Source organism: Promicromonospora sp. NPDC057488 (assembly GCF_042802395.1).
Classification (GTDB): Bacteria; Actinomycetota; Actinomycetes; order Actinomycetales; family Cellulomonadaceae; genus Promicromonospora.
The window spans coordinates 1-21558 of record NZ_JBHVEG010000079.1; the positions used below are offsets into that span (position 1 = coordinate 1).

Sequence of the window (21558 nt, forward strand, 5' to 3'; positions counted from 1 at the left end):
GTCGAGACCCAGGTCTCGACAAGCTCGACCAGCGAAGCACCGCTCGACCGGCGGGGCGCACGTCTGCCCTGGGCGTCAGTGGTCCTCGTGCGAGTGGGCCTCGCCGCCCGTGACGCCGTTCAGCTCGTTCGGGGTCACGCCCAGCTCGGCGGACTTCCAGACCTCGCCCGTCTCGACGTCGACCGCGTGGATCGAGTCGTTCGCCGGGTCGGTCACGTACACCGAGCCGTCCAGCGTGAGGATCGCGGGCCGCGGCTCCTGCCACTCGACCGGCTCCTCCCACTCGTCGATGACCGGGATCGACTTGGTCAGCTTGCCCGACTCCGGGTCGATCACGTGCACCTGGCCGTCCGTGCCGAGCACGAGCGCCTCGCCGTCGTCGCCCCGGGCGAGCGAACGGAAGGTGTAGGACGACGGCAGGTCGACCAGCTGGAGGTCGCCGCTGCGGGTGTCGATCAGCGAGACCTGCGTGGGGCGCTCGAGCTCGGCGTCCTTGTCCTTCTTGTAGTCGCCCAGCACGACCGGCGACGCCTCGGTGCCGGCCTGGTTGCCGATGCGGCCGTAGTCGTCGGGCGAGGTCACCTTGGTGATCTTGCCGTCCGCGTAGACCACCGCGCCGTCCTCGCAGCCGATGACGACGGCCTCGTCGGCGGCCACGGCCTCGCCGTGCACGCCGGGGCACTCGTCGGACGCCGCGATCTCCTTGTCGTCGGCGTCGAGCGCCCGGATCCCGGTGCGCGCGTCCTCGGTGCCCTCGGAGACCACCAGGGTGTCGTCCGTCAGCTCGACGGCCACACCGTGGTGGGCCGACGGCGTCGTGTACTCGCGCGCCGCGGCGTCGGCGTCGGCCACGTGGGCCGAGTCGAGCACGCGCACCAGGCCGGTGCCGTCGTCGAACAGGGCGGTGCGGCCCTCGTGCACCACGACGTGGCCGGGCTCGGAGGCCTCGTAGGTCACGTCCGTGAGGGTCGGGTCGGCGGTCCAGTAGTGGGAGTGGTCCCCGTGGGCCTCGGCCCAGGAGCCCAGGTCGAGGGCCTGGAAGCCGCCGGTCGTCGAGACCATCAGGTGCCGCTCGTCGCCCGCCGCGTTGAGCCGGGTGAAGCCCTCCAGCTCGATCTCGCCCACGGTCTCGAGGCTCATGGCGTCCAGCACCAGGACGCCGCCGTCATAGGTGACCGCGAGGCGCGGGGTGCGCGCCTGGGCCTCGGTGGCGTCGGGCGACTCGTGGTCGTGCGCGTCGGCCGATGCCGACGCCGACTCCGAGCCGGCCGGGTCGCCCTCGGCCGCACAGGCCGCGAGCAGGACGAGGGACAGTGCCGCGCCGAGGCCGGCGGCCGCGCGGGTGGGTTGATTTCTCATCGTCGGTGGGGCGGCCGGGGCCGCCCGCTCCTTCCATCTAGAATGACAATCATTCTCGTTACCGAGGAGGAGTCAACCAGAAGTGAGAACGATTCTCAAACAGCGTCCCACGCTCGGACCTGCGACGACCCGGCCTCAGCCATGACCGCCTGGTCCATGGGTCAACAGGGCGAACTCATCGCTCCGCCGGGACCGAGTCGTCGTGCTGCCCGACGAACCGCGCGATCCGCGCGCCGACCTGGTCCGGGACCTGGCCCCGCACCCCGTGGCCGCCGCCGGGGACCACCTCGACCTCGGCACCCGGGAGGCGCTCGGCGAGCCGGCGCCGCGCCGCGTCCGGCGCCGAGACCACGGACTCGGCGCCGTAGATCGCCAGCAGCGGCGCGGTGATGGCGGCCAGCTCGGGGTCCTTGAGCGGGCGCGCCCAGCCCACCGCGGTCCGGTAGCCCTGCGCGGCCTTCATGCAGGCCAGCTCGACGTCGGTCGGGTCGGTCCCCGGCGCGAGCCACTCGCGCATCCGGCGCCAGCCCTCGTCCGTGGGGTTCGCCCCGAACCGGAGCATCCGGAACAGGGCCCGGACCGGAGTTCTGACGAACACGCCGTTGGGCTCGATCAGGGAGATGCTGGCCACCCGGTCCGGTGCGTGCAGCGCCGTCAGCGTCGCGTGCCAGGAGCCCAGGGACTCCCCCAGCACGTGGACCCGGTCCAGGCCGAGCCCGTCCAGCACCTGCGCGAACCAGGCGCCGTAGTCCGCGTCGCGGCCCAGGGGCGCGGTCTGCATGCTGCGCCCGGCCGAGCCGACGGTGTCCAGGGCGACGACGACACGGTCGCGCGCCAGGCCCTCGACCAGGTCGTACCAGTACAGGCCGTTGCCACCGAACCCGTGCAGCAGCACGACCGGCAGCCCGGCGCCGGAGCCCGAGCGCCGCACATGGGTGGTCCCGTACGCGGTCGGGACGTCCGACACCGTCGACGGCAGGGGCCAGAGCCCTTCCATCGCCGCGTAGGCGCGCAGGTACTCCTCGCGCGCCGCCTCGCTCCTGAACCGTCCGATCCTAGCCATGGCGCCTCCCGCCCCGTCGTCTTGTTGGTATGAACGTATCACTTATGATGGTGTACGCATACCATCAAGAGCGACGAGAAGGCGGGACCCCATGCCTCGGCTGGCCGACCACGATCAGCGGCGCAAGCAGATCACCGACGCCGCGCGCCGGGTCGTCGCCCGCGGCGGACTCGGCGCCGCGACCTTCCAGTCGGTGGCGGCCGAGGCGGGCGTCTCGGTCCGGCTGGTCCAGTACTACTTCGGCACCAAGCGCGCGTTCCTGCTCGCCACGCACCGGGCCGTCGTCGCCGACGCCGGGGCGCGGTTCACGGCCCGTCTGGCGACCCTCGGCGCGGACCCGGAGCCCCGCGCGGTGGTCCGCGCGATCTTGACCGAGCTGCTCCCCGCCGACGCCGCACGACGGGAGGACGCCGTGGTCCTCAACGCGTTCCACGCGGGGGCGCTGAGCGCGGGTGGGGCCGACGGCGGGACCGGGTCCGGCGCCGCCGCTGCTGACGTCGGCGCCGAGGACACCCTGGGCGCACCCCGGTACCTGATCACCGCGATCGCCGACCAGCTCCGCCGGGCCCGCGCGGGCGCGGCGTCATCGGCCGACGGCGACGAAAGCGGCGACGTCGACCTCGACGCCGAGCTGATCCTGGCAGCGGCCGCAGGCCTGACCCAGACGCTGCTGGTCGACGCGAGTGCCGCCGAGCGCGCGGACGCCCTGCTGGACCGGCTGCTCGATCGCCTGGTGGCGGCGTGACCCGGCCTGGAACCGGGCTCCAGCTCTCCGCAGCCGAAAGTCTGATGTGGGCGTCACCAGCCGGCTCGTGATGCGCATGTCGCGGCGTGCCTCACTGTTCGCTCCTGAGGTTCTGTTCGGACCGCGAGCTCCTGCCCGCAGGAACGAGCTTGAAACGTTGCAAGATCGTGGCTTGAACAGAACCTCGGAAGCCGGCCAGCGGTAACACCAGCGACGCCACGATGCGCCACGTACCGGATATCTCGCTGCGACAAAGTGCTAGTAGAGGTTGGAGTAGGCGGCGTAGAAGGTCGCGGCGACCGCCGCCGTCCCGGCGACCGCGAGCACGACGGGCAGTGCGCCGCGCACGCGGCGCACCAGCATGCCGGTCAGCAGTGCGAGGCCCGCGACGCCGATCAGCGTCCAGTAGACCGGGCTGGTCGTCTCGCGGATGATCGTCAGCCCGTAGGCGGCCTCCCCCACCCCGATGCCCGCGAGCAGCGCCGTGCCGAGCGCGGCGCGGACACCGGTGGCGCGCAGCCAGGACGCGGCGACGCCCACGAACGGGCCCGCCACCACGCCCACCGCCGAGAAGAGGAGCGGGTCGTACACGTAGCCGCGCACCTGGGACGCCACCGTGTACCCGAGCACGAGCAGCACGAAGCTCACCGCGCCGAGCACCGCGGCGGGCGCGGTGCGCAGCCGGGACCAGTACACGAGCAGGGCCGTGAGCACCGTCCAGCCGCTGGCCGAGTTGGCGAACGACGCGAACGCGTCCGGCAGGAACCCCTGGGCGTACGACGTCAGCCCGCCCAGCACGAAGCTGAGGACCACCACGACCCCGGCGCGCATCACCGGGTGGGACAGCCGCGGGCGGGACAGGCCTGCGCGGGCCGGACGGGTCGGGCTGGTCGCGGTCCGGTCGGAGGCGGTCCGGGCGGTCGGGGTCATGGCCACGACGCTAACGAGCGGAGCCACCGGCGGCATCGGACCCAGGGCGGACGCCGTCGTCGTCCCCAGGGTGGACGCCACGGCGCACGCCAGGCTGAACGACGGCAGGCGGACGCCGGTCGATCAGCCGGTCAGCCCCGCGGGCGCCGCACCGGCAGGAGCACCACCAGCACCACGACGAGCGCCACCGCAACCAGCACCGCGGCCCCGGTCAGAGCCGCGCTGACCTGCGCGGCGACCTGCGCGGCCGCCTGCCCCACGGCGTCGGACCCGCCGGCGCCGGCCCCGGCGGCGTCCGCTCCGCCGCCGGCGTGCGCCGCGACCGCGACGAGGACGCCCAGGCCGAGCGCCATGCCGAGCTGGTGGGCGGTGTTGACGAGGCCGGACGCCGCTCCGGCGTCCTCGGGTGCGACCCCGGCGATGCCGGAGCTCGTCAGCGGCGCGAAGGCGAGACCCTGGCCTGCCCCGACGAGCAGCATCGGGAGCGCGACGGCGGTGAGGTAGGCGTCGTCCGGGCCGACCCGGCTCAGCCAGGCCAGCCCGCCCAGCGTGAGCGCCAGGCCGGCCGTCAGCAGCACGGAGCCGGGGATCCGGCGCAGCAGCCGCGGGACGGCCAGCGCCACGGCGAAGTTGACCAGCGTCATCGGGAAGAACCCGAGGCCGGCCTGCAGCGGGCCGAGGCCGAGCACGTCCTGGAGGTACTGGGTGGTGAAGTAGAAGAAGCCGATCATGGCACCCAGGTAGAGCAGCCGGGCGGCGTAGGCGCCGCTGCGTTCCCGGCTGCGAAAGAGCCGCAGGGGCATGATCGGGTGGGCCGTCCGCGCCTCGTGCAGCACCAGGACGGTCAGCAGCACCAGGCCCACGGTGAGCGCACCCAGGGTCACGGGCGAGGCCCAGCCGCGCTCGCCCGACTCGATGATCCCGAGCACGAGCGCGCCCGTGCCGAGGGTCGCGGCGACCGCGCCGCCGACGTCGAACCGGCCGGGGCGCCGCTCGGTCTCGGCCAGGACTCGCCGGGCCACGACGATCATGGCCACCGCGATCGGCACGTTGACGAGGAACGCCGCGCGCCACGAGACCCACTCCGCGAGCGCCCCGCCGACCACCAGCCCGAGGCTGGCGCCGATCCCGGCGGTCGCGCTGTACCAGGCGACGGCGCGGGCCCGGGCGGGGCCCTCGAAGTGCGCGGTGATCAGGGCCAGGGAGGTGGGGGCGACGACGGCGGCGCCGACCCCCTGGAGGGCGCGGGCGGCGATCATCCACCAGCCGGTCGGGGCGAGCCCGATGAGCAGCGATGCGGTGCCGAAGACGGCCAGCCCGGCGACGAGGAGGCGTCGTCGGCCCAGGAGGTCGCCGGCGCGGGCGCCGAGCAGCAGGAGGCCGCCGAACACGAGGGTGTATGCGTCCTGCACCCAGGAGAGCGTGGCGCGGTCGAGGCCGAGGTCGGCGCGGATGCTCGGCAGGCCCGTGAAGATCACGGAGTTGTCGAGCAGGATCATGAAGTAGCTGATGAGGATGACGGCGAGGATCGCCGTCGTGCCGGTCTTCGTGGCGGTGGCCACGCGGGGTGCTGCCGTGGTGTGCATGCTGCCTCTCCTGGTGCGTCGCCCCCAGCACACCGCGGGCCGAGCCTCCCGGGGAGTCCCGGTCGTTCCGGGTAACGCCAGTGCCTCCCACGGCGGCGGGGGTCGGCTTACCGTGGGGGCATGGGACAGATCGACCACCGCGCCGAGGTCCGCGAGTTCCTCAGCTCGCGGCGGGCACGCATCACGCCCGAGCAGGCCGGGCTGCCGGCCTACGGCGGCAACCGCCGGGTCAAGGGCCTGCGCCGCGAGGAGGTCGCGATGCTGGCCGGTGTCTCGGTCGACTACTACGTGCGGATGGAGCGCGGGAACCTGTCCGGGGCCTCCGACAGCGTGCTGGACGCCCTGGTCGGGGCGCTGCAGCTCGACGAGGCCGAGCGGGACCACCTCTTCACGCTGGCCCGCTCGGCGGGACCGGGCCGGGCGAGGCGAGCAAGTGCCCCGACCACGGTGCGCCCCGCGGTCCAGCAGGTGCTCGACGCGATCAGCGACGCGCCCGCCTGGGTGCGCAACGGGCGGCACGACATCGTCGCGATGAACCGGCTGGCCCGCGCCCTGTACGCGCCGGTGCTCGCCGACCCGCGCCGCCCGGCGAACACCGCCCGGTTCGTCTACCTCGACCCCGCTGCCCAGGACTTCTTCGTCGACTGGGAGCGCATCGCCCAGGACTCGGCCTCCTACCTACGCCTGGAGGCGGGGCGCAGCCCCCACGACCCGGCGCTGATCGAGCTCGTCGGCGAGCTGTCCACGCGGAGCGAGCTGTTCCGGCAGCGATGGGCCTCGCACGACGTGCGGCTGCACCGCAGCGGGTTCAAGCGGCTGCGGCACCCCGTGGTCGGCCGGCTCGACCTGTCCTTCGAGTCGATGGACCTGCCGTCGGAGCCGGGCCTGGTGCTCAACGTCTACACCGCGCCCGCCGGCTCGCCCGCCGCGGACGGCCTGGCCCTGCTCGCCTCCTGGGCCGCCACGCAGGACGCCGCCGAGCTCACCGAGCAGCCGGGCGCCACCGTGGACGAGCTGCACGGCTGAGCCGTCACTCGCCGGCCGCCCGCACCCCGCCGGCGGTCGCGTCGTCGGCCACCAGGACGCGGCGGAGGAGATCCGTGAGCGTGGCCAGCTCGTCCGGGCTCAGCATGGCCAGGTCGGCGGCCTCGCCGGCGCGCGCCCGCTCGACCAGCTCGGCGGCGAGCCGTTTCCCCGCGGGCTCCAGCACCACCTGCTGACGCCGCCGGTCACCCGGGTCACGCACCCTGCTGAGCAGGCCGGCCTTCTCGAGCCGGTCGAGATATCCGACCAGGTGGCTCCGGTTGAGGCCGAGTCGATCGGCGAGCTCGTGCTGACCGAGCGGGCCCAGGTCGTGCAGACCGGTGAGCACGGCGAAGTGCGGCAGCCGCAGCCCGTGCGCCGCGAGGTCCGCGACGAGCGCGCGGTGACCGATGCGCGAGACGTGGCCCGCGAGATAGGACGGCAGGCCCAGCAGCGTCGGGGGCCGGACCGCAGGAGATTCCACGGGAGGACACTACCACTCGGTCGTTACATGATGTAACAATGTCGCCATGACATCAAATGAACGGCCTCGGGGCACCACCGGTGCGTTCGTCGCGCTGCTGCTCGCCGTGCTCTCGTTCTCGCTCCTGCAGACGATGGTCGTGCCGGCGCTGCCGGACCTGCAGCGCGAGCTCGGCGCCTCGCCGACGACGACGGCGTGGCTGATCAGCTCGTTCCTGCTCACCTCGTCGGTAGGCACCGTGATCATCGGCCGCCTGGGTGACATGTTCGGCAAGCGCCGGCTGCTGCTCGTCAGCCTCGTGATCCTCGCGGCGGGGACCCTGCTGGCCGCGCTCGCCGGCGCGCTGCCCGGTTCGATCGGCGTCCTGATCGCCGCGCGGGCCGTCCAGGGGCTGGGCGCGGGCACGTTCCCGCTGGCGTTCGGGATCGTGCGCGAGAGCTTCCCGCGCGACCGGGTACCGGTGGCGATCGGGACCGTGAGCGCGATCTTCGGCATCGGCTTCGGGGTCGGGCTGGTGGTGCCCGGGCCGATCATCGACGCGCTGGGCTGGCCGTGGCTGTTCTGGGCGGCGCTCGTCGTGATCCTGATCGCCGTGGCCACCGTCGCGGTGTTCGTCGACCGCGACCGCCCCGGGCTCGGCGGGCGGGTGGACTGGGCGGGCGGCGCGGTGCTCACCGTCGCCCTGACCGCCCTGCTGCTCACCATCAGCCAGTCCCGGATGTGGGCGCCCGGCGTCGTCGCGGCGCTGGCCGCCGTGGCGGTCCTCGCGTTCGCGGGCTTCCTGGTCCTGGAGTCACGCCTGACGGCACCGCTGATCGACCTCCGGCTGCTGCGCCGCCGGGCGCTCGTCACCGCGAACCTCACCGCGCTGATCATCGGCTTCGGCATGTACGGCGCGTTCACCCTGGTGCCGCAGCTCGTGCAGGCACCCGCCACCGCGGGGTACGGGTTCGGCGCGACCGTCACCGAGTCCGGCCTCTACCTGCTGCCCATGGCGGTGACCATGCTCTTCGCCGGGCCGCTCGCCGGGCGCCTCGGCCCGCGCCTCGGGTTCTCCACCACCCTGGTCACGGCTTGCGTCATCGGGGCGGCGGGCTTCACGCTCTTCGCGGTCGGGCACCCGTACTCGTGGGCGATCGCCGCGGGGGCCGGCGTGCTCGGCGTCGGCATCGGCTTCGCCTTCTCGGCGCTCGCCAACGTGGTCGTCGGTGCCGTCGGACCGCACGAGACCGGTGAGGCCACGGGGGTCAACACCATCGTGCGCACCATCGGCGGGTCCCTCGGCGCACAGGTGGCCACCGCCGTCGTCGGCGCGACGACGCTCGCGGGGACCGGCCTGCCCACCGCGACCGGCTACACCACGGCGTTCGCGGTCTCCGCCGTGGCCCTCGTGGTCGCCGCGCTGGTCGCGCTGGCCGGGGCGCCGAGGCCGGTCCGATGACCCAGGTCGACGGCGACGGCCGCCTCACAGCGCCCGGGCGACGTCCCGGACCAGGGCGGGTGTCCGCCGTCGGCCGACCAGCACGAACCACTCGGCGAGCGGGTACGACAGCCGCACCACGAAGTAGTTGACGTACTCCAGGGCGCCGAACGCCCAGACGAGCAGGCACACCACCAGGGCGCCGCCGTCCGCGCCGGTCAGCAGCAGGCCCGCGAGGCAGACCGCGAGCAGCACCGGGTCGAGCAGCCGGAACGCCCGGTAGACCAGGGCCAGGCCGCGTGGCATCCCGGGCCGCCCGGAGCCGGGCAGCCAGCCGCGCGCGGCGAGCCAGTAACCGCTGCCCTGGAGCAGGACCACGAGCAGGGGCACCATGGCCCACCACAGCGCACGCCCGCCGACGTCGCCCAACCGGGCGGCGACCACGGGCTGGGCGACGACGAAGACCACCACCGCGGCCGCCTCGCCCAGGCCGAGGCTCAGGTAGGTGCGGCGCAGCCGCGCGTGGCCAGGGCGGGAGTCGGCTCGGTCGATCACCGGGCCAGCGTAGGGGTCGGCGGGCCCGGCTATCCGTGGTCGGGCCCGGCGGCGGGGTCAGCCCTGGCGGCGTGGCCGGGCCCGGAGGCCTCCGCGACCGGCTGCCGGAGGATCGTCCGCTGCTTCTCCGGTGCGACCCTGCGGAAGTCGCTCAGGTAGATCTCGTGGTGCCGGCCGGTCCGGCGCAGCCCGTTGGCCGGGATGAACTCGTCGTGCATCCGGGCGAGGGTCTCCGCCTCGGCGTCGAAGGAGCCGACGTGCAGCGTCTGCACGCAGCGCCCCTCGGCCAGCGTCTCCAGCCGGACGTCGCCGAGCCGCGCGGGGCCGCCCTTCGCCCGGACCTGCTCCACCGCGGCGTCGAACATCTGCCGGTCGGTCCAGTCCGGCACCATGATCAGCAGGGTCCAGTCCCAGCGGGACTTGTCGCGGGCCGCCGTGAAGGCGTCCATGTCGTCGGCCCACCAGAGCCCCTCGAGCGGCATGACGACGTAGTCGCGGCCGAGCTCACGCTTGCTCGCGAACTTGAGCGTGTAGGCCACCGGGTAGAGCGCCTCGACCGCCTCCGCGAAGGCCGGCGAGGTGTTCGGGTCGCCGTGGCCGTCGACCGCGAGGTAGCGCAGGTCGGGCACGTCGACGATCCGGAACATGTCCCGCTTGGCCTGGTAGGCGTCGAGACTCTTCTTGTGGTCAACCTTGTCCATCGGCTCCCTCTCCCGCGGCGCGGCACCCGGTCGCTCAGATCGTATGGGGGTGGCGGAACATCCGGTCGGGGTCGAGCCGGCTCTTCACCCGCCGCAGCCGCGGGACGGCGTCCCCGTAGTAGGCCCGCGCCCAGTCCTTCAGCCGCGGGTCGGGCACGTTCTGGTAGGCCTCGCCGGACGCGTACGGGCGCAGCGCGGCATGGACGCGCTCGAGCCAGTCACCCGCGGCACGTTCGGCCGGGACGTCCGACGACGGGGTGCCCGCCGGGGCCGGGGCCGACGACGTCGGGGCCGACGCCGGGGCGCGGGGCGTCCAGTACGCCTCGTGCTGCACCAGGAGCCGGCTGTCCCGGTGGACGAACGCCGTCCGGTCCCGGTCCACCCGGTTCGTCGCGCCGCCCAGGGCGACGAGCGCGACGACGGCCTCGATGCCCGGGCCGGCCGCCGCGACCGCCCCGATCGCGGCATCGACGCCGGCCGGGGACAGCAGGTCCGGGAGGAACTGGCTCCGGACGTCGTAGTGGTGCGGCGTCGCCGGGCCGGGCTCGCGGCCCTGGTCGCCGTCCCGATCACTGCCGTCGTCGCCGTTCTGGTCGCCGCCCAGCCGGCGCATCGCCGCCCCGTGCGGCTCCTCGCGCACGTCCGCGCCACGCGTACCGCCGGGGAGCCGGTCGACCAGGCGCTCCAGTTCGTCCCGGTCGCCCAGGCTGAACACCGTCGCGGCCACCGTGGGGCCGTCGCTCGCGCCGACCAGGCGCAGCGCGCTCCAGACGTGGTCGGGCAGGGACAGCGTCCACTCCTGCCAGCGCGCCAGCACCGGGCGGGCGTCCCGCCACGGCCAGGTCAGGTCCGCCGACGCCGTCCGCCCGGCCGGGTGCGTACGGAACCGCAGGTCGGTCACGACGCCGAACATGTTGCCCCCGCCGCCGCGCAGCGCCCAGAACAGCTCGGGGTCCCGCTCGGCGTCGCAGACGATCTCGCGGCCGTCGGCCGTCACGAGGGTCGCCCCGACCAGGTTGTCGCAGGTGAGGCCGTAGGCCCGCGACATGACGCCGTGCCCGCCGCCGAGCGTGAGCCCGGCGATGCCGACGGTGGGGCACGTGCCCGCGGGCACGGTCACGCCCTGACGGGCGAGCAGGTCGTACACCGTGCCCAGGCGGGCGCCCGCCCCGACGACGGCGGTGTCGCCGTCGACCCGCACCCGCGCCATCCGGCCGACGTCGACCACGAGACGGCCGGTTCCGCTGGACCAGCCCGCGTAGGAGTGGCCGCCGCTGCGGAGCGCGACCGGGACGCCGTGCCGCCGGGCGAGGTCGAGGCACTCGGCGACGTCCGCCGGGTGCTCCGGGTAGGCCACCGCCGCCGGCCGCAGGTGGGCGAACCGGCCGTTGTACAGCGGGCGGGCGGACTCGTAACCCTCGTCCCCGGCCACCAGGAGCGTCCCGTCCAGTGCGTCCCGGAGCGCCCGCCAGGCCCGCGGTGGCGCGGCTGGCCCGCCCGGCACCGCTACCCCGCCCGGCACGGCCGGCCCGCCCGGTACCGCCTCAGCGCTGGGCACCGGCGCCCCCGGGGCCCGGGGCGAACGCCCGGAAGAACACCGCGACGGCCTCGGCCACGTGCTCCTCGATCTCCTTCGGGGTCAGGATCGCCTCGTCACCCAGCAGCATCGCCCGGTTGACGGGCTCGCCCATGACCAGCCAGTTGAGCTGCGTGGCCGCCGACACCGGGTCCGGGACCGCCAGCACTCCCGCCGCGTCGAGGCGCCGAAGTTCGTCGGCCAGGGCGGCGATCGCGCGCCGGGGGCCGTTCTCGTGCAGGGCGGCCGCCAGCTCCGGCGACCGGGGCAGCTCGCCGATCACGAGCCGGCGCAGCGCGAGCACCCGCGGCCTCAGCACCTGGCCGAGCTGCGCCACCAGCCGCTCCCGCAGCAGATCGCGCGGGTCACCCGTCGTCTCCGGCGTCGGCGCCGCGGCGAGGGCCGCGACCCGGGCCGCCGACGTGCTCGCGGTGACCAGCTCGAGGAACAGGGCCCGCTTGCTGCCGAAGTGGCTGTACAGCGTCTGCTTCGCGACGCCGGAACCCTTGGCGATCGAGTCCATCGTCACCGACTCGTAGCCGGTGGCGAGGAACTGCTCCTCGGCGGCGCGCAGCACCGCGTCGCGCTTCTGTACCGAGCTCGGCCGCATGAACTACCTCCTTGCGGACATCATACTCATCGGTCTAGTTTTAGAAACCAGACCCCGCAGTCTTGAAACGAACCGGAGGAGCACCATGTCCCACACCGACGAGCCGACCCTGGAGTTCGAGGCCACGCTGCGCACCGCACCCGAGGTGGGGTCATGGACGGTCTTCGACGTACCCGGCTCCCGGGAGGCGTTCGGCACCGGCAACCCGGTCAAGGTGACCGGCACGATCGACGACCAACCCGTGGCGATCACGCTGATGCCCTCGGGCCAGGGCGGGCACTTCGGCCCGGTCAAAGCCGCGACGCGCAAGGCCCTCGGCAAGGGCGACGGCGACGTCGTCCGCGTCCGGCTCGGACGGGCGGCCCCGTAAGGGTCCCGGACGAGATCCCGGAACGGAGTCCCGGAACGAGAAAGACGCGGGACCCCTGTACTCAGGTGTCCCGCGTCTCGTGGGTGGAGCTGGGGGGACTCGAACCCCCGACCCCCTGCATGCCATGCAGGTGCGCTACCAGCTGCGCCACAGCCCCAAAGGCGTTCGCCCTGGTGGGGGCGAGCGCCGTCAGTCTAGACCGATTCGGCCCGCCTGACCAAAGCGGCCTCCGGACCGCCCGCCGCCGGTCAGGCGGCGACCATCAGGCCGCGACGATCAGGCCGCTGGTGGTCGCCCGCGCCCGGTCGAGCCGAGCGCCGACGTCGGCCCAGTTCGCGAGGTTCCAGAACGCCTTGACGTACTCCGCCTTGACGTTGAGGTAGTCCAGGTAGAACGCGTGCTCCCACATGTCGAGCATGAGCAGCGGGGTGACGCCGAGCGGCACGTTCGCCTGCTGGTCGAACAGCTGGAACACGAGCAGCCGCCCGCCGGTGCTGTCCCAGCCGAGCACCGCCCAGCCCGACCCCTGGATGCCGGTCGCCGCGGCGGCGAAGTGCGCCTGGAAGGCCGCGAAGCTGCCGAACTGGTCCACGATCGCCGCGCCGAGCTCGCCGTCCGGCTCGCCCCCGCCGTCGGGCGAGAGGTTGTTCCAGAACACGGTGTGGTTGGTGTGGCCGCCCAGGTTGAACGCGAGGTTCTTCTCGTGCAGGTTCACGGCGGCCAGGTCGCCGGTCTCGCGCGCCTGGGCCAGCGCGTCGAGCGCGGCGTTGGCGCCGGCCACGTACGCGGCGTGGTGCTTGTCGTGGTGCAGCTCCATGATGCGCCCGCTGATGTGCGGCTCGAGCGCCGCGTAGTCGTAGGGCAGGTCAGGCAGGGTGTAGACGGGCATTTCCGCGTCCTCTCGTCGAGTGCTCCCGACGCTAGAACCTCAACCGCGGTTCAGGTCAACGGACCCAGGCCCGTGAGGGGCGTCACACCGCCCCGCTTGACCGTGCCCCGAGGGCACGGGCTGGAGTGGATCACGCACGTTCCGACGAAGGACCACGGACGAGGGGTGCGAGACATGGATCCACGACGAACGATCAGACGCGGGCTGGCACTGGTGACGATCGCGGGGCTGGCAGGGGCGCTGCTGGCCGCGCCGGCGGCAGGCGACGACGGCGGCGGCACGCCGCCGCCTGGACCGGACTGGGCACAGTGCCCGGCCGACGTCGTCACGACAGTGCCGCTGGAGTGCGCCACGGTGCCCGTGCCGCTGGACCACGCCGACCCGGACGGCGAGCAGATCGAGATCATGATCTCGCGGCTCGCCAGCACCGACCCCGAGGAGCGGCGGGGCGTGCTCCTGCTCAACCCGGGCGGCCCCGGCGGCTCCGGCCTGACCCAGCCGGCCGACCTGCAGGGCCTCGGCATCCCGTCCTCCGTGCTGGACGCCTACGACCTGATCGGCATGGACCCGCGCGGGGTCGGCCACTCCTCCCCCGTGAGCTGCGGCTTCACCGCCGAGCAGAACTACCCGGGGAACATCCCGCCGTCCGCGGCCGACGACGCCGCCGTCACCGAGCAGGCCGAGTTCGTCGAGGGGATCGCCGCCCAGTGCGCCGCCCACGACACCGACGGCCTGATGCGGCACATGAGTACGGACAACACCGCCCGTGACATGGACCGGATCCGGGAGGCGCTGGGCGAGGACAAGCTCAGCTTCTACGGCGCCTCCTACGGCAGCGCGCTCGGCGGGGCCTACGCCTCGCTGTTCCCCGAGCAGAGCGACCGCATCGTCATCGACAGCAACCTCGGTGCGGCCGCGCTCGACCGCGACTCGCACCGCAGGTTCGGACCCGGCCTGGAGACGCGCTTCCCGGACTTCGCCCGGTGGGCGGCCGAACGCCACGAGAGCTACGGACTGGGCCGCACCCCGGCCGCGGTCCGCGCGAACTACCTCGAGCTGGCCGAGCGGCTCGACCGGGAGCCCGTCGACGGGTTCGCCGGCTCGAACTTCCGCTTCCTGATGTTCGTCATGCTCTACAAGGACGCCCGCTTCGGCGCGGCCGGGCAGCTCTGGCAGTCGCTGGCCGACGGCGACGGCGCCGCCGTCCGCGAGCAGACGGAGGAGCTGGAGGAATCGGTGCCCGGGCTGGCGGCCGTGACGGCCGGCACCGGTGTGGTGGCGGGCACTGGTGTGGCAGCCGGCACCGGCGCGGCCGGGCGGGGCGCGGCCCAGGAGCCGACCACGGAGACCCCGTCGCCCTTCGACAACGCCTGGTCCGCCTACCTGGCCGTGACCTGCAACGACACCGAGTGGCCCGAGGACGTCGAGACCTACCGGCGGGACGTCGCCGCCGACCGGGAGCAGTACCCGCTGTTCGGCGGGGCGGGCGCGAACATCACGCCGTGCGCCTTCTGGCACCACGACCGGGTCGAGCCGCCGCTGGCGCTCAACCCCGAGGGGCCGGACAACGTGCTCGTGGTGCAGAACCTGCGCGACCCCGCCACCCCGCACGCCGGCGGCGAGATCGCCCGCGCGGAGTTCGGCGACCGGGCCCGCCTGGTCAGCGTCGACGCCGGCAACCACGGCGTCTACGTCTACGACGACAACCCGTGCGCGCTGAACACGACCACGAAGTTCCTGCTCGACGGCAAGCTGCCGAAGTCGGACGTCTTCTGCGCCGCGTCGACGACGTCGGGCCTCGCGCTGGACCGCACGGCAGAGCGTGAGCGGGCCGAGACCCTGGCGCGGCTCGGTCTCTGACCCAGCAGGGCTACCCGGCGCGACCCGCGCCGGAGACAAAAAGATCCGGGGCCCGTCATCGACGGGCCCCGGATCTCATCTGGGTGGAGCTGGGGGGACTCGAACCCCCGACCCCCTGCATGCCATGCAGGTGCGCTACCAGCTGCGCCACAGCCCCAGATTGGTCTCCCCCGAGCCATTCGGCCGGGCGAGCGTCGCTAGTCTATGCAGACCGACGCCAGGGACCAAATCCAATCCGGGTGCGCTCGGTCACTGCCGGGACTCGGGCCCGGACTGCCACGTGTCGAGCGGGTATCCGGCCCCGACGTTGTGCGCGACGAGCCGCCACGCGGGCGACGCGCCGGGCCCGGAGGCCCGCAGGTGCGACCAGTGCACGTTGTGCAGGCCGTGCAGCCCGCGCCAGACCGTGGGGTCCAGACCGAGCAGCCGGGTGATGGCCTGCGTGATCGCCGAACCGTGCGAGACGACCACGAGGGTCTCCCCCGAGCCGAGGCCGGCCGCGTGCCGCAGCACCGCCTCCTCCATGCGCCGGGCGGTGACCTCCTTGGACTCGACGCCGTTCGCCGCCGGCTCGCCGCCGCTGCGCCAGACCGCGTGCTCCTCGGGCCAGCGCTCGGCGATCTCGGCGTCGGTCAGGCCCTCCCAGTCGCCGAACGACCGCTCGCGCAGGCCGGCGTCGGGCACCACCTCGAGGTCGAGGTGCCGCGCGTACGCGGCCGCGGTGTCCTGGGCCCGCTGCAGGTCGCTGGCCACCACGAGAGAAGCCTTGTGCGACGCCGCCAGCGCCGTGGCGCCCTGCTCCGCCTGCCACCGCCCGACCTCGTCGAGCGGGATGTCGATCTGGCCCTGCAGCCGCAGGCCGGCGTTGTACGCCGTGCGCGCGTGGCGCAGCAGGACGATCGTTCCAGCGGTCACTGGCGGGGGTCCCCGGCGAGGTGGATCGCGCCGTCGTCGGGGTCGCTGTACTCGCCGGTGTCGCCGCCGCCGCGGGCGTCCTCCGGCAGCGGGATCGGCGGGCAGTCCTTCCACAGGCGCTCGAGCGCGTAGTAGGTCCGGTCCTCGGCGTGCTGCACGTGCACGACGACGTCACCGAAGTCGATCAGCACCCACCGGGCCTCGGACTTGCCCTCGCGCCGGATCGGCTTGACGCCCTCCTTGAAGAGCGCCTCCTCGACGGAGTCGACGATCGCGGAGACCTGACGCTCGCTGGCGCCCGACGCGATCAGGAACACGTCGGTCAGCACGAGCTGCTCGCTGACGTCGAGCGCGATGATCTCCTGCGCCTTGATGTCGCTCGCCGCCCGCGCCGCGATGATCGCGAGCTCCGTGGCCCGCTCGGTCGCCGTCATGCCGCATTTCCTCCCGTAGAGCCGGGCAGTCCGCCCGGCAGAGTGCCGAGCAGGGCCGCGGCCTGGTCCGTGTTGAAGCTGCCGCTGTCCCCCTCGAGCACGAGCTTCCAGATCAGGAGGCCGAGCACGAACGCGACGACCACCAGGATGATGTAGTGCAGCCAGGTGTACTGGGGACCCTCGTCCTCCTCCTCGTCCCACTCCTCCTCCACCTCACGGCGGGAGGAACGGGACGGGGCGACCGGTCCGGCACCGAACTGCGCGCCGGGGCCACCCGGGCGCTGCTGACCCGGGCCGCCCATCGGGCCGGAGCCGGGGCCGCCAGGGCCGCCGGGTCCGGGCTGGCCGCCGGGGCGTCCGGGGAACGGGGAACCGGGAGCCGAGGGCGCGGGGCCCGACGGCAGCGCCTGCGGGGCCGCTGCCGCACCGGCCTCCCAGGGCAGCGCGGCCGCGCCGCCCGCCGCCGCGCCGCTGGGTGGGGCGCCGGCCGGGCGGCCCGGGGCGCCGGGACGCTGCTGACCGAGACCGCCGGGGCCGCCGGGCGCGCTCGGCGCACCCGGACGGGCGCCGAACGGCGACGGCGGCTGCTGGGTCGGGGCCGACGGGGCGGCCCCCCACTGCGTGGTCTGGCCGACGTCGGCGGGGCCCGAGGGGGCACCGGGCGCCGGGGGCGGCGCGAACCGGCCCGACCGGCCCTGCTGCGGGGCGGGCGGCACGGGGGCGCTCGACGGGCGCGAACCGAACGGGCTGGGCGGCGCGCTCTGGCCGGGACCGCCGGGGCCACCCTGACCGCCGGGGCCGCCGGTGGGCGCACCCTGGCCCGGGGCGGGCGGGCCGCCCGGCCGGGTCTGGCCGGCACCGGGGCCGAACGGGGGCGGCGGGTTGTTGCCGCCGGGCTGCTGCACCGGCGTGAGCCGGCCGGTCGCGTCCACGCCGCGCGAGCCGCCCGTCGCCTGCGGGGGGCGGGCGACCGGCGGGTTGCTCGGTGCCCAGCCGCCCTCCGGAGCGGGTGCGGGTGCGGGCGCAGGCGCGCCGCGGTGCGGAGGCTGCTGCTGCCCGCCCTGCGGCGGGTAGCCGCCACCGTTGCCGCCGTTGCCGGCAGCGGCGGCCGCAGCAGCCTCACGCTCGCGGATCTCGCGGCGCGTCATGGGACGACCCTTGTTGTCACTCATCGTGAAGACCTCGATACAGTCCGTGCTTGGCGATGTACTGGACCACGCCGTCAGGCACCAGATACCAGACCGGCAAGCCCTCCTCGGCCCGACGACGACAGTCGGTCGAGGAGATTGCTAGTGCAGGGACCTCGAGCGTCGTCACGCCGTCCCGAGGAAGCCCGTCCACGGTGAGCATGTGCCCGGGCCGTGTGACAGCGACGAAGTGTGCCATGTCCCACAGCTTCTCGGCATCCTTCCACGAGAGAATCTGCTGGATGGCGTCCGCTCCCGAGATGAAATAGAGGTCCGCGTCCGGGCGCTGCGTACGCAGGTCCCGGAGCGTGTCCACCGTGTAGGTGAGGCCTTCCCGGTCGATGTCCACGCGGCTCACCGTGAACCGGGGGTTGGACGCCGTGGCGATCACCGTCATCAGATAGCGGTGCTCCGCGGGGGTGACCCGCTGCTTCTGCTTGAAGCCCGGACGGCCGGTGGGAACGAAGACGACCTCGTCCAGCTCCAGCTGCGCGACCGCTTCGCTGGCGGCGACGAGGTGACCGTGGTGGATGGGGTCGAAGGTGCCGCCCATCACCCCGATGCGCGGCCTGGTCCCAGCGGGGGCACTCATACGGTGCGTGGGCTCATCTGGTCGTCAGGCTCCCGTTTCGACGGCTCAGTGCCGGTTGCCGACGTTGCGGAACGCGTACGTGACGAGCAGCGCGGCCACGAGCGCACCGAAGGCGATCAGGCCGAGGGCGATCGGGGCGATCGGCTCGTTGGCGTGCTCCGTGGCGGCCTCGGCGGCCAGGACAGCGGTGTGCAGCACGGGTGGTTCCTCCCAGTCGAACGTGCTCAGGTGGGCTTTAGTCTCTCACGGACGAATTGCGGCGGGCACACCGCGGCACTGGGTCGCAAGGAGATCCTGCGGAGGTCTCCCGGACGCCAGCGAGCCGTCACGGCTTGACGTGACCGTCGCCCGTGACGACCCACTTGGTGGTGGTGAGCTCCGTCAGTCCCATGGGGCCGCGCGCATGCAGCTTTTGCGTGGAGATGCCGATCTCGGCACCGAGGCCGAGCTCGCCGCCGTCGGTGAACCGGGTCGACGCGTTCACCATCACCGCGGCGGAGTCGACCTCCGCCACGAAGCGGTCGGCCGCGGCGATGTCCCGCGTCACGATCGCCTCGGTGTGCCCGGAGGACCAGGTGCGGATGTGCTCGATCGCCTCGTCCAGCGACGGGACCACCCGGACGCCGAGCTCCAGGGCGAGGTACTCCGTTGCCCAGTCCTCGTCCGTGGCGGGGACGGCCGTGGCTCCGGCGGGGGCAAAGGACAGGGCCGCCGGATCACCGTGCAGCACCACGCCGGCGTCGGACAGCGCCGTGAGCGCCGCCGGGAGGAAGGCGGGTGCGGCGTCCTCGTGCACGAGCAGCGTCTCGGCCGCGTTGCACACGCCGACGCGCTGGGTCTTGGCGTTCATCACGATCGCCACCGCCATGTCGACGTCGGCCGTGGCGTCCACGTAGACGTGCACGTTGCCGACGCCGGTCTCGATGACGGGCACCAGGGACTCGCGCACGACGGTCTGGATGAGGTCGGCTCCGCCGCGCGGGATGAGCACGTCCACGAGGCCGCGGGCGCGCATGAGCGCCACACCGCCGGCGCGGCCGTACGCGTCGATCGACTGGACCAGGTCGGCGGGCAGGCCGCGCGCCTCGAGCGCGCCGCGCATCACCTCGACGATCACGGAGTTGGACGACGCCGCGGCGCTGCCGCCGCGCAGGATCACCGCGTTGCCGGACTTGAGCGCGAGGCCCGCGGCGTCGACGGTGACGTTCGGGCGGGCCTCGTAGATCATGCCGACCACGCCCATCGGGACGCGGACCTGGCGCAGGCGCAGGCCGTTCGGCAGGGTCTGCCCGCGCACCACCTCGCCGACCGGGTCGGGCAGGCCCGCGACGTCGCGCAGGGCGGCCGCGATGGCCGCGATCCGCTCGGGCGTCAGGGCGAGCCGGTCCAGGAGGCCGTCGGACATCCCGTTGGCGCGGCCGCGCTCCAGGTCCTCGGCGTTGGCCGCGACGATCCGGTCCGCGTCGGCCACGAGGGCGTCGGCGACGGCGCCCAGGGCGGCGTCCTTGGTCATGCGGTTGGCCGTGGCCAGGGTGCGCGAGGCGACCTTGGCGCGCCGCGCGACGTCGTGCACGGCGGTGGTGACGTCGGTGCCCGTGGCGTCCGGGCCCGCGACCTGCGTCCCCGCGACCTGCGTGCCCGACGGCGGCGGGGTGCCGGCTCCCACGGAATCGCCTCCGGCAGGGGTCGCCTCGAACTGGCTCACGATCGTCATGCGTCGAGAGTACGTCGGGTGCGGGCGGATGCCGAGGGCGATTCCGTGGTGCGGACGTGGGCGGCCGCCCGCCGGGCGCGGGGCCACCTGGTGCAAGCGACCGAAGTCGGCGAGATCGGTCGGTTGTGCCGAGACCGGTCGGTCAACTGACCGGTCTCGGCGCAACGGACCGATGTCAGATCCACCCGTGCAAGGGGCCCAAGGCGTGCCCGCCGGTCAGCTCTTCGGCTGCTCCAGCACCAGGTCGTCCCGGTGCACGACGACGCGGTCGTACCCCTCCCCCAGCTCCTCGCGCAGCGCGTACGTGGACCGGCCGAGCAGCGCCGGGAGGTCGCTCGCGTCGAAGGCGACGAGCCCCCGGGCGACGACGGCGCCGTCGGGCGCGACCAGCTCCACCGGGTCGCCGGCGTCGAACTGGCCCTCGGCCCGGGTGATCCCGGCGGGCAGCAGCGAGGCACGGCCGCCGAGCACGGCGCGCGCGGCGCCGTCGTCCAGGTGCAGGCGGCCCTCCGTGCGGGCGGCGTGCGCGATCCAGAGCCGGCGCGCCGAGGTGCGGCGTCCGGTCGCGGCGAAGAACGTGCCGACGTCCTCGCCGGCGAGCGCGGCGGCCGCGTTGGCCGTGAGCGTGAGGACGGCGGGCACGCCCGCGCCGGTCGCGATCCGCACCGACTCCAGCTTGGTGACCATGCCGCCCGTGCCGACCGAGCTGCCGCGCGCGGTCACTTCGACGCCCGCGATCTCCGTGAGGTCGTCGACCAGCGGGATACGGCGCGCGCCGGGGCGCGACGGCGGGGCGTCGTGCAGGCCGTCGACGTCGGTCAGGAGCAGCAGGGCGTCCGCCCGCACCAGGTGCGACACGAGCGCCGCGAGGCGGTCGTTGTCACCGAACTTGAGCTCGTCGGTGGTGACGGCGTCGTTCTCGTTGATGACGGGCACCACGCCCAGGGCGAGCAGGCGCTCCAGCGCACGCTGCGCGTTGCGGTAGCGGGCGCGGCGCACGGTGTCCTCGGCGGTCAGCAGGATCTGGCCGATCTGGATGCCGAACGCCCCGAACTCCTCCTGGTAGCGGCCCGCGAGCTGCCCCTGCCCCACGGACGCCGCGGCCTGCATCGTGGCCAGGTCGCGCGGCCGGGTGCCCAGCCCGAGCGGCCCGATGCCCGCCGAGACCGCGCCCGAGGTGACCAGCACGACCTGGGCGCCGGCCGCCTGCCGGGCGGCCAGCACCTCGACCACCCCGCGCAGCGCACCGACGTCGAGGTGCCCGTCCGGGCCGGTCAGCGACGAGGAGCCGATCTTCACCACGACGCGCCGGGCGGCGGCGACCGCGGCCCGCGGGCCCGGGACCGGCGGGGCGTCCTTGATGTCCGGAGCGTCCTGACGGTTGACCGAGGGATCGAGGGAGTTCACACCTCATCCTCTCCGGAGCGGTGCCCGGAACGCTCGCTCATTCCACGGGCCGGGCACCGACACTGCCGAAGTAGAACTCTGGCGAGATAGAACTCAAGCGAGGTAGAACCCAGGCGAGGTAGAACGCCAGCGAAGTAG

General features: G+C 74.0%; 22 protein-coding genes and 2 tRNA genes. 5 read left to right on the top strand and 19 right to left on the bottom strand.

Annotated elements, in window-relative coordinates; genetic code table 11:
* Positions 1–75: 75 nt before the first annotated feature.
* Positions 76–1359, bottom strand: a complete 1284-nt coding sequence (aztD, locus tag ACFU5G_RS16725) for a zinc metallochaperone AztD (protein WP_377246871.1) — start codon at positions 1357–1359, stop codon at positions 76–78.
* Between the two features lie 175 nt (positions 1360–1534).
* Positions 1535–2422: an alpha/beta fold hydrolase gene (locus ACFU5G_RS16730; protein WP_377246874.1), complete on the bottom strand. Its 888-nt coding sequence runs from the start codon at positions 2420–2422 to the stop codon at positions 1535–1537.
* 91 nt (positions 2423–2513) lie between these two features.
* Between ACFU5G_RS16730 and ACFU5G_RS16735 the strand changes: the two genes are divergently transcribed.
* The gene (locus ACFU5G_RS16735; protein WP_377246877.1) at positions 2514–3167 is read left to right on the top strand and encodes a TetR/AcrR family transcriptional regulator; all 654 of its coding nucleotides are present in this window, start codon (positions 2514–2516) and stop codon (positions 3165–3167) included.
* A gap of 258 nt (positions 3168–3425) precedes the next feature.
* On the opposite strand, the gene ACFU5G_RS16740 is transcribed toward ACFU5G_RS16735, so the two are convergent.
* A complete protein-coding gene (locus tag ACFU5G_RS16740) occupies positions 3426–4097 on the bottom strand; it encodes a DUF6518 family protein (RefSeq protein ID WP_377246880.1) in 672 nt (223 codons plus the stop codon).
* A 131-nt stretch (positions 4098–4228) separates the two neighbouring features.
* On the bottom strand, positions 4229–5683 hold the full coding sequence (locus tag ACFU5G_RS16745) for an MFS transporter (RefSeq protein WP_377246883.1): 1455 nt from the start codon (positions 5681–5683) through the stop codon (positions 4229–4231).
* 120 nt (positions 5684–5803) lie between these two features.
* Here ACFU5G_RS16745 and ACFU5G_RS16750 point away from each other — a divergent pair, with 120 nt between their 5' ends.
* Complete coding sequence (locus ACFU5G_RS16750; RefSeq protein WP_377246886.1) at positions 5804–6709, top strand: helix-turn-helix transcriptional regulator; 906 nt, start codon at positions 5804–5806, stop codon at positions 6707–6709.
* Positions 6710–6713: 4 nt separating this feature from the next.
* Here ACFU5G_RS16750 and ACFU5G_RS16755 read toward each other — a convergent pair whose 3' ends face one another.
* The gene (locus ACFU5G_RS16755) at positions 6714–7190 is read right to left on the bottom strand and encodes a MarR family winged helix-turn-helix transcriptional regulator (RefSeq protein ID WP_377246889.1); all 477 of its coding nucleotides are present in this window, start codon (positions 7188–7190) and stop codon (positions 6714–6716) included.
* 46 nt (positions 7191–7236) lie between these two features.
* Between ACFU5G_RS16755 and ACFU5G_RS16760 the strand changes: the two genes are divergently transcribed.
* Entirely contained in the window at positions 7237–8631 is a 1395-nt protein-coding gene (locus ACFU5G_RS16760) for an MFS transporter (protein ID WP_377246892.1), read from the top strand.
* Between the two features lie 24 nt (positions 8632–8655).
* On the opposite strand, the gene ACFU5G_RS16765 is transcribed toward ACFU5G_RS16760, so the two are convergent.
* The 4 genes from ACFU5G_RS16765 to ACFU5G_RS16780 are packed head-to-tail and all read right to left on the bottom strand — an operon-like array spanning position 8656 to position 12052.
* Complete coding sequence (locus tag ACFU5G_RS16765) at positions 8656–9165, bottom strand: hypothetical protein (RefSeq protein WP_377246895.1); 510 nt, start codon at positions 9163–9165, stop codon at positions 8656–8658.
* 29 nt (positions 9166–9194) lie between these two features.
* On the bottom strand, positions 9195–9866 hold the full coding sequence (locus ACFU5G_RS16770; RefSeq protein WP_377246898.1) for a GyrI-like domain-containing protein: 672 nt from the start codon (positions 9864–9866) through the stop codon (positions 9195–9197).
* 34 nt (positions 9867–9900) lie between these two features.
* Positions 9901–11424: an FAD-binding oxidoreductase gene (locus ACFU5G_RS16775; RefSeq protein WP_377246901.1), complete on the bottom strand. Its 1524-nt coding sequence runs from the start codon at positions 11422–11424 to the stop codon at positions 9901–9903.
* Positions 11411–12052, bottom strand: coding sequence for a TetR/AcrR family transcriptional regulator (locus ACFU5G_RS16780; RefSeq protein WP_377246904.1), 642 nt, complete (start codon positions 12050–12052; stop codon positions 11411–11413). The genes ACFU5G_RS16775 and ACFU5G_RS16780 overlap by 14 nt, the downstream gene beginning before the upstream one ends.
* An 85-nt stretch (positions 12053–12137) precedes the next feature.
* On the opposite strand from ACFU5G_RS16780, the gene ACFU5G_RS16785 reads away from it, so the two are divergent.
* Positions 12138–12422, top strand: coding sequence for a DUF1905 domain-containing protein (locus ACFU5G_RS16785; protein ID WP_377246907.1), 285 nt, complete (start codon positions 12138–12140; stop codon positions 12420–12422).
* Positions 12423–12506: 84 nt separating this feature from the next.
* Here ACFU5G_RS16785 and ACFU5G_RS16790 read toward each other — a convergent pair.
* Together ACFU5G_RS16790 and ACFU5G_RS16795 are read right to left on the bottom strand one after the other, a co-directional pair.
* A tRNA-Ala gene (locus tag ACFU5G_RS16790) sits at positions 12507–12579 on the bottom strand.
* 105 nt (positions 12580–12684) lie between these two features.
* A complete protein-coding gene (locus ACFU5G_RS16795; RefSeq protein WP_377246910.1) occupies positions 12685–13311 on the bottom strand; it encodes a superoxide dismutase in 627 nt (208 codons plus the stop codon).
* 174 nt (positions 13312–13485) lie between these two features.
* Between ACFU5G_RS16795 and ACFU5G_RS16800 the strand changes: the two genes are divergently transcribed.
* Complete coding sequence (locus ACFU5G_RS16800) at positions 13486–15171, top strand: alpha/beta hydrolase (protein ID WP_377246913.1); 1686 nt, start codon at positions 13486–13488, stop codon at positions 15169–15171.
* Between the two features lie 84 nt (positions 15172–15255).
* On the opposite strand, the gene ACFU5G_RS16805 is transcribed toward ACFU5G_RS16800, so the two are convergent.
* From ACFU5G_RS16805 to proB, 8 genes are all read right to left on the bottom strand, one after another.
* A tRNA-Ala gene (locus tag ACFU5G_RS16805) sits at positions 15256–15328 on the bottom strand.
* Between the two features lie 92 nt (positions 15329–15420).
* Entirely contained in the window at positions 15421–16086 is a 666-nt protein-coding gene (locus tag ACFU5G_RS16810) for a histidine phosphatase family protein (RefSeq protein ID WP_377246916.1), read from the bottom strand.
* Positions 16083–16520, bottom strand: a complete 438-nt coding sequence (gene rsfS, locus ACFU5G_RS16815) for a ribosome silencing factor (RefSeq protein WP_377246919.1) — start codon at positions 16518–16520, stop codon at positions 16083–16085. Before rsfS ends, ACFU5G_RS16810 begins: the two co-directional genes overlap by 4 nt.
* Positions 16517–17692, bottom strand: coding sequence for a hypothetical protein (locus tag ACFU5G_RS16820; protein ID WP_377246922.1), 1176 nt, complete (start codon positions 17690–17692; stop codon positions 16517–16519). The genes rsfS and ACFU5G_RS16820 overlap by 4 nt, the downstream gene beginning before the upstream one ends.
* Complete coding sequence (nadD, locus tag ACFU5G_RS16825) at positions 17685–18299, bottom strand: nicotinate-nucleotide adenylyltransferase (RefSeq protein WP_377246925.1); 615 nt, start codon at positions 18297–18299, stop codon at positions 17685–17687. The genes ACFU5G_RS16820 and nadD overlap by 8 nt, the downstream gene beginning before the upstream one ends.
* Before the next feature lie 45 nt (positions 18300–18344).
* Positions 18345–18497 (bottom strand): hypothetical protein, encoded by a 153-nt coding sequence (locus ACFU5G_RS16830; RefSeq protein WP_020013788.1) that lies wholly within the window; start codon positions 18495–18497, stop codon positions 18345–18347.
* Between the two features lie 127 nt (positions 18498–18624).
* Positions 18625–20013: a glutamate-5-semialdehyde dehydrogenase gene (locus ACFU5G_RS16835; protein WP_377246928.1), complete on the bottom strand. Its 1389-nt coding sequence runs from the start codon at positions 20011–20013 to the stop codon at positions 18625–18627.
* A 216-nt stretch (positions 20014–20229) separates the two neighbouring features.
* On the bottom strand, positions 20230–21375 hold the full coding sequence (gene proB / locus ACFU5G_RS16840; RefSeq protein WP_377246949.1) for a glutamate 5-kinase: 1146 nt from the start codon (positions 21373–21375) through the stop codon (positions 20230–20232).
* Between the last annotated feature and the right edge of the window lie 183 nt (positions 21376–21558).

Bases quoted from the DNA above. Each gene is read 5' to 3' on its own strand.
- aztD (WP_377246871.1), bottom strand. From the start codon at position 1,359: ATGAGAAATCAACCCACCCGCGCGGCCGCCGGCCTCGGCGCGGCACTG.
- ACFU5G_RS16730 (WP_377246874.1), bottom strand. From the start codon at position 2,422: ATGGCTAGGATCGGACGGTTCAGGAGCGAGGCGGCGCGCGAGGAGTAC.
- ACFU5G_RS16735 (WP_377246877.1), top strand. From the start codon at position 2,514: ATGCCTCGGCTGGCCGACCACGATCAGCGGCGCAAGCAGATCACCGAC.
- ACFU5G_RS16740 (WP_377246880.1), bottom strand. From the start codon at position 4,097: ATGACCCCGACCGCCCGGACCGCCTCCGACCGGACCGCGACCAGCCCG.
- ACFU5G_RS16745 (WP_377246883.1), bottom strand. From the start codon at position 5,683: ATGCACACCACGGCAGCACCCCGCGTGGCCACCGCCACGAAGACCGGC.
- ACFU5G_RS16750 (WP_377246886.1), top strand. From the start codon at position 5,804: ATGGGACAGATCGACCACCGCGCCGAGGTCCGCGAGTTCCTCAGCTCG.
- ACFU5G_RS16760 (WP_377246892.1), top strand. From the start codon at position 7,237: ATGACATCAAATGAACGGCCTCGGGGCACCACCGGTGCGTTCGTCGCG.
- ACFU5G_RS16770 (WP_377246898.1), bottom strand. From the start codon at position 9,866: ATGGACAAGGTTGACCACAAGAAGAGTCTCGACGCCTACCAGGCCAAG.
- ACFU5G_RS16780 (WP_377246904.1), bottom strand. From the start codon at position 12,052: ATGCGGCCGAGCTCGGTACAGAAGCGCGACGCGGTGCTGCGCGCCGCC.
- ACFU5G_RS16785 (WP_377246907.1), top strand. From the start codon at position 12,138: ATGTCCCACACCGACGAGCCGACCCTGGAGTTCGAGGCCACGCTGCGC.
- ACFU5G_RS16795 (WP_377246910.1), bottom strand. From the start codon at position 13,311: ATGCCCGTCTACACCCTGCCTGACCTGCCCTACGACTACGCGGCGCTC.
- ACFU5G_RS16800 (WP_377246913.1), top strand. From the start codon at position 13,486: ATGGATCCACGACGAACGATCAGACGCGGGCTGGCACTGGTGACGATC.
- rsfS (WP_377246919.1), bottom strand. From the start codon at position 16,520: ATGACGGCGACCGAGCGGGCCACGGAGCTCGCGATCATCGCGGCGCGG.
- ACFU5G_RS16820 (WP_377246922.1), bottom strand. From the start codon at position 17,692: ATGAGTGACAACAAGGGTCGTCCCATGACGCGCCGCGAGATCCGCGAG.
- nadD (WP_377246925.1), bottom strand. From the start codon at position 18,299: ATGAGTGCCCCCGCTGGGACCAGGCCGCGCATCGGGGTGATGGGCGGC.
- ACFU5G_RS16835 (WP_377246928.1), bottom strand. From the start codon at position 20,013: ATGACGATCGTGAGCCAGTTCGAGGCGACCCCTGCCGGAGGCGATTCC.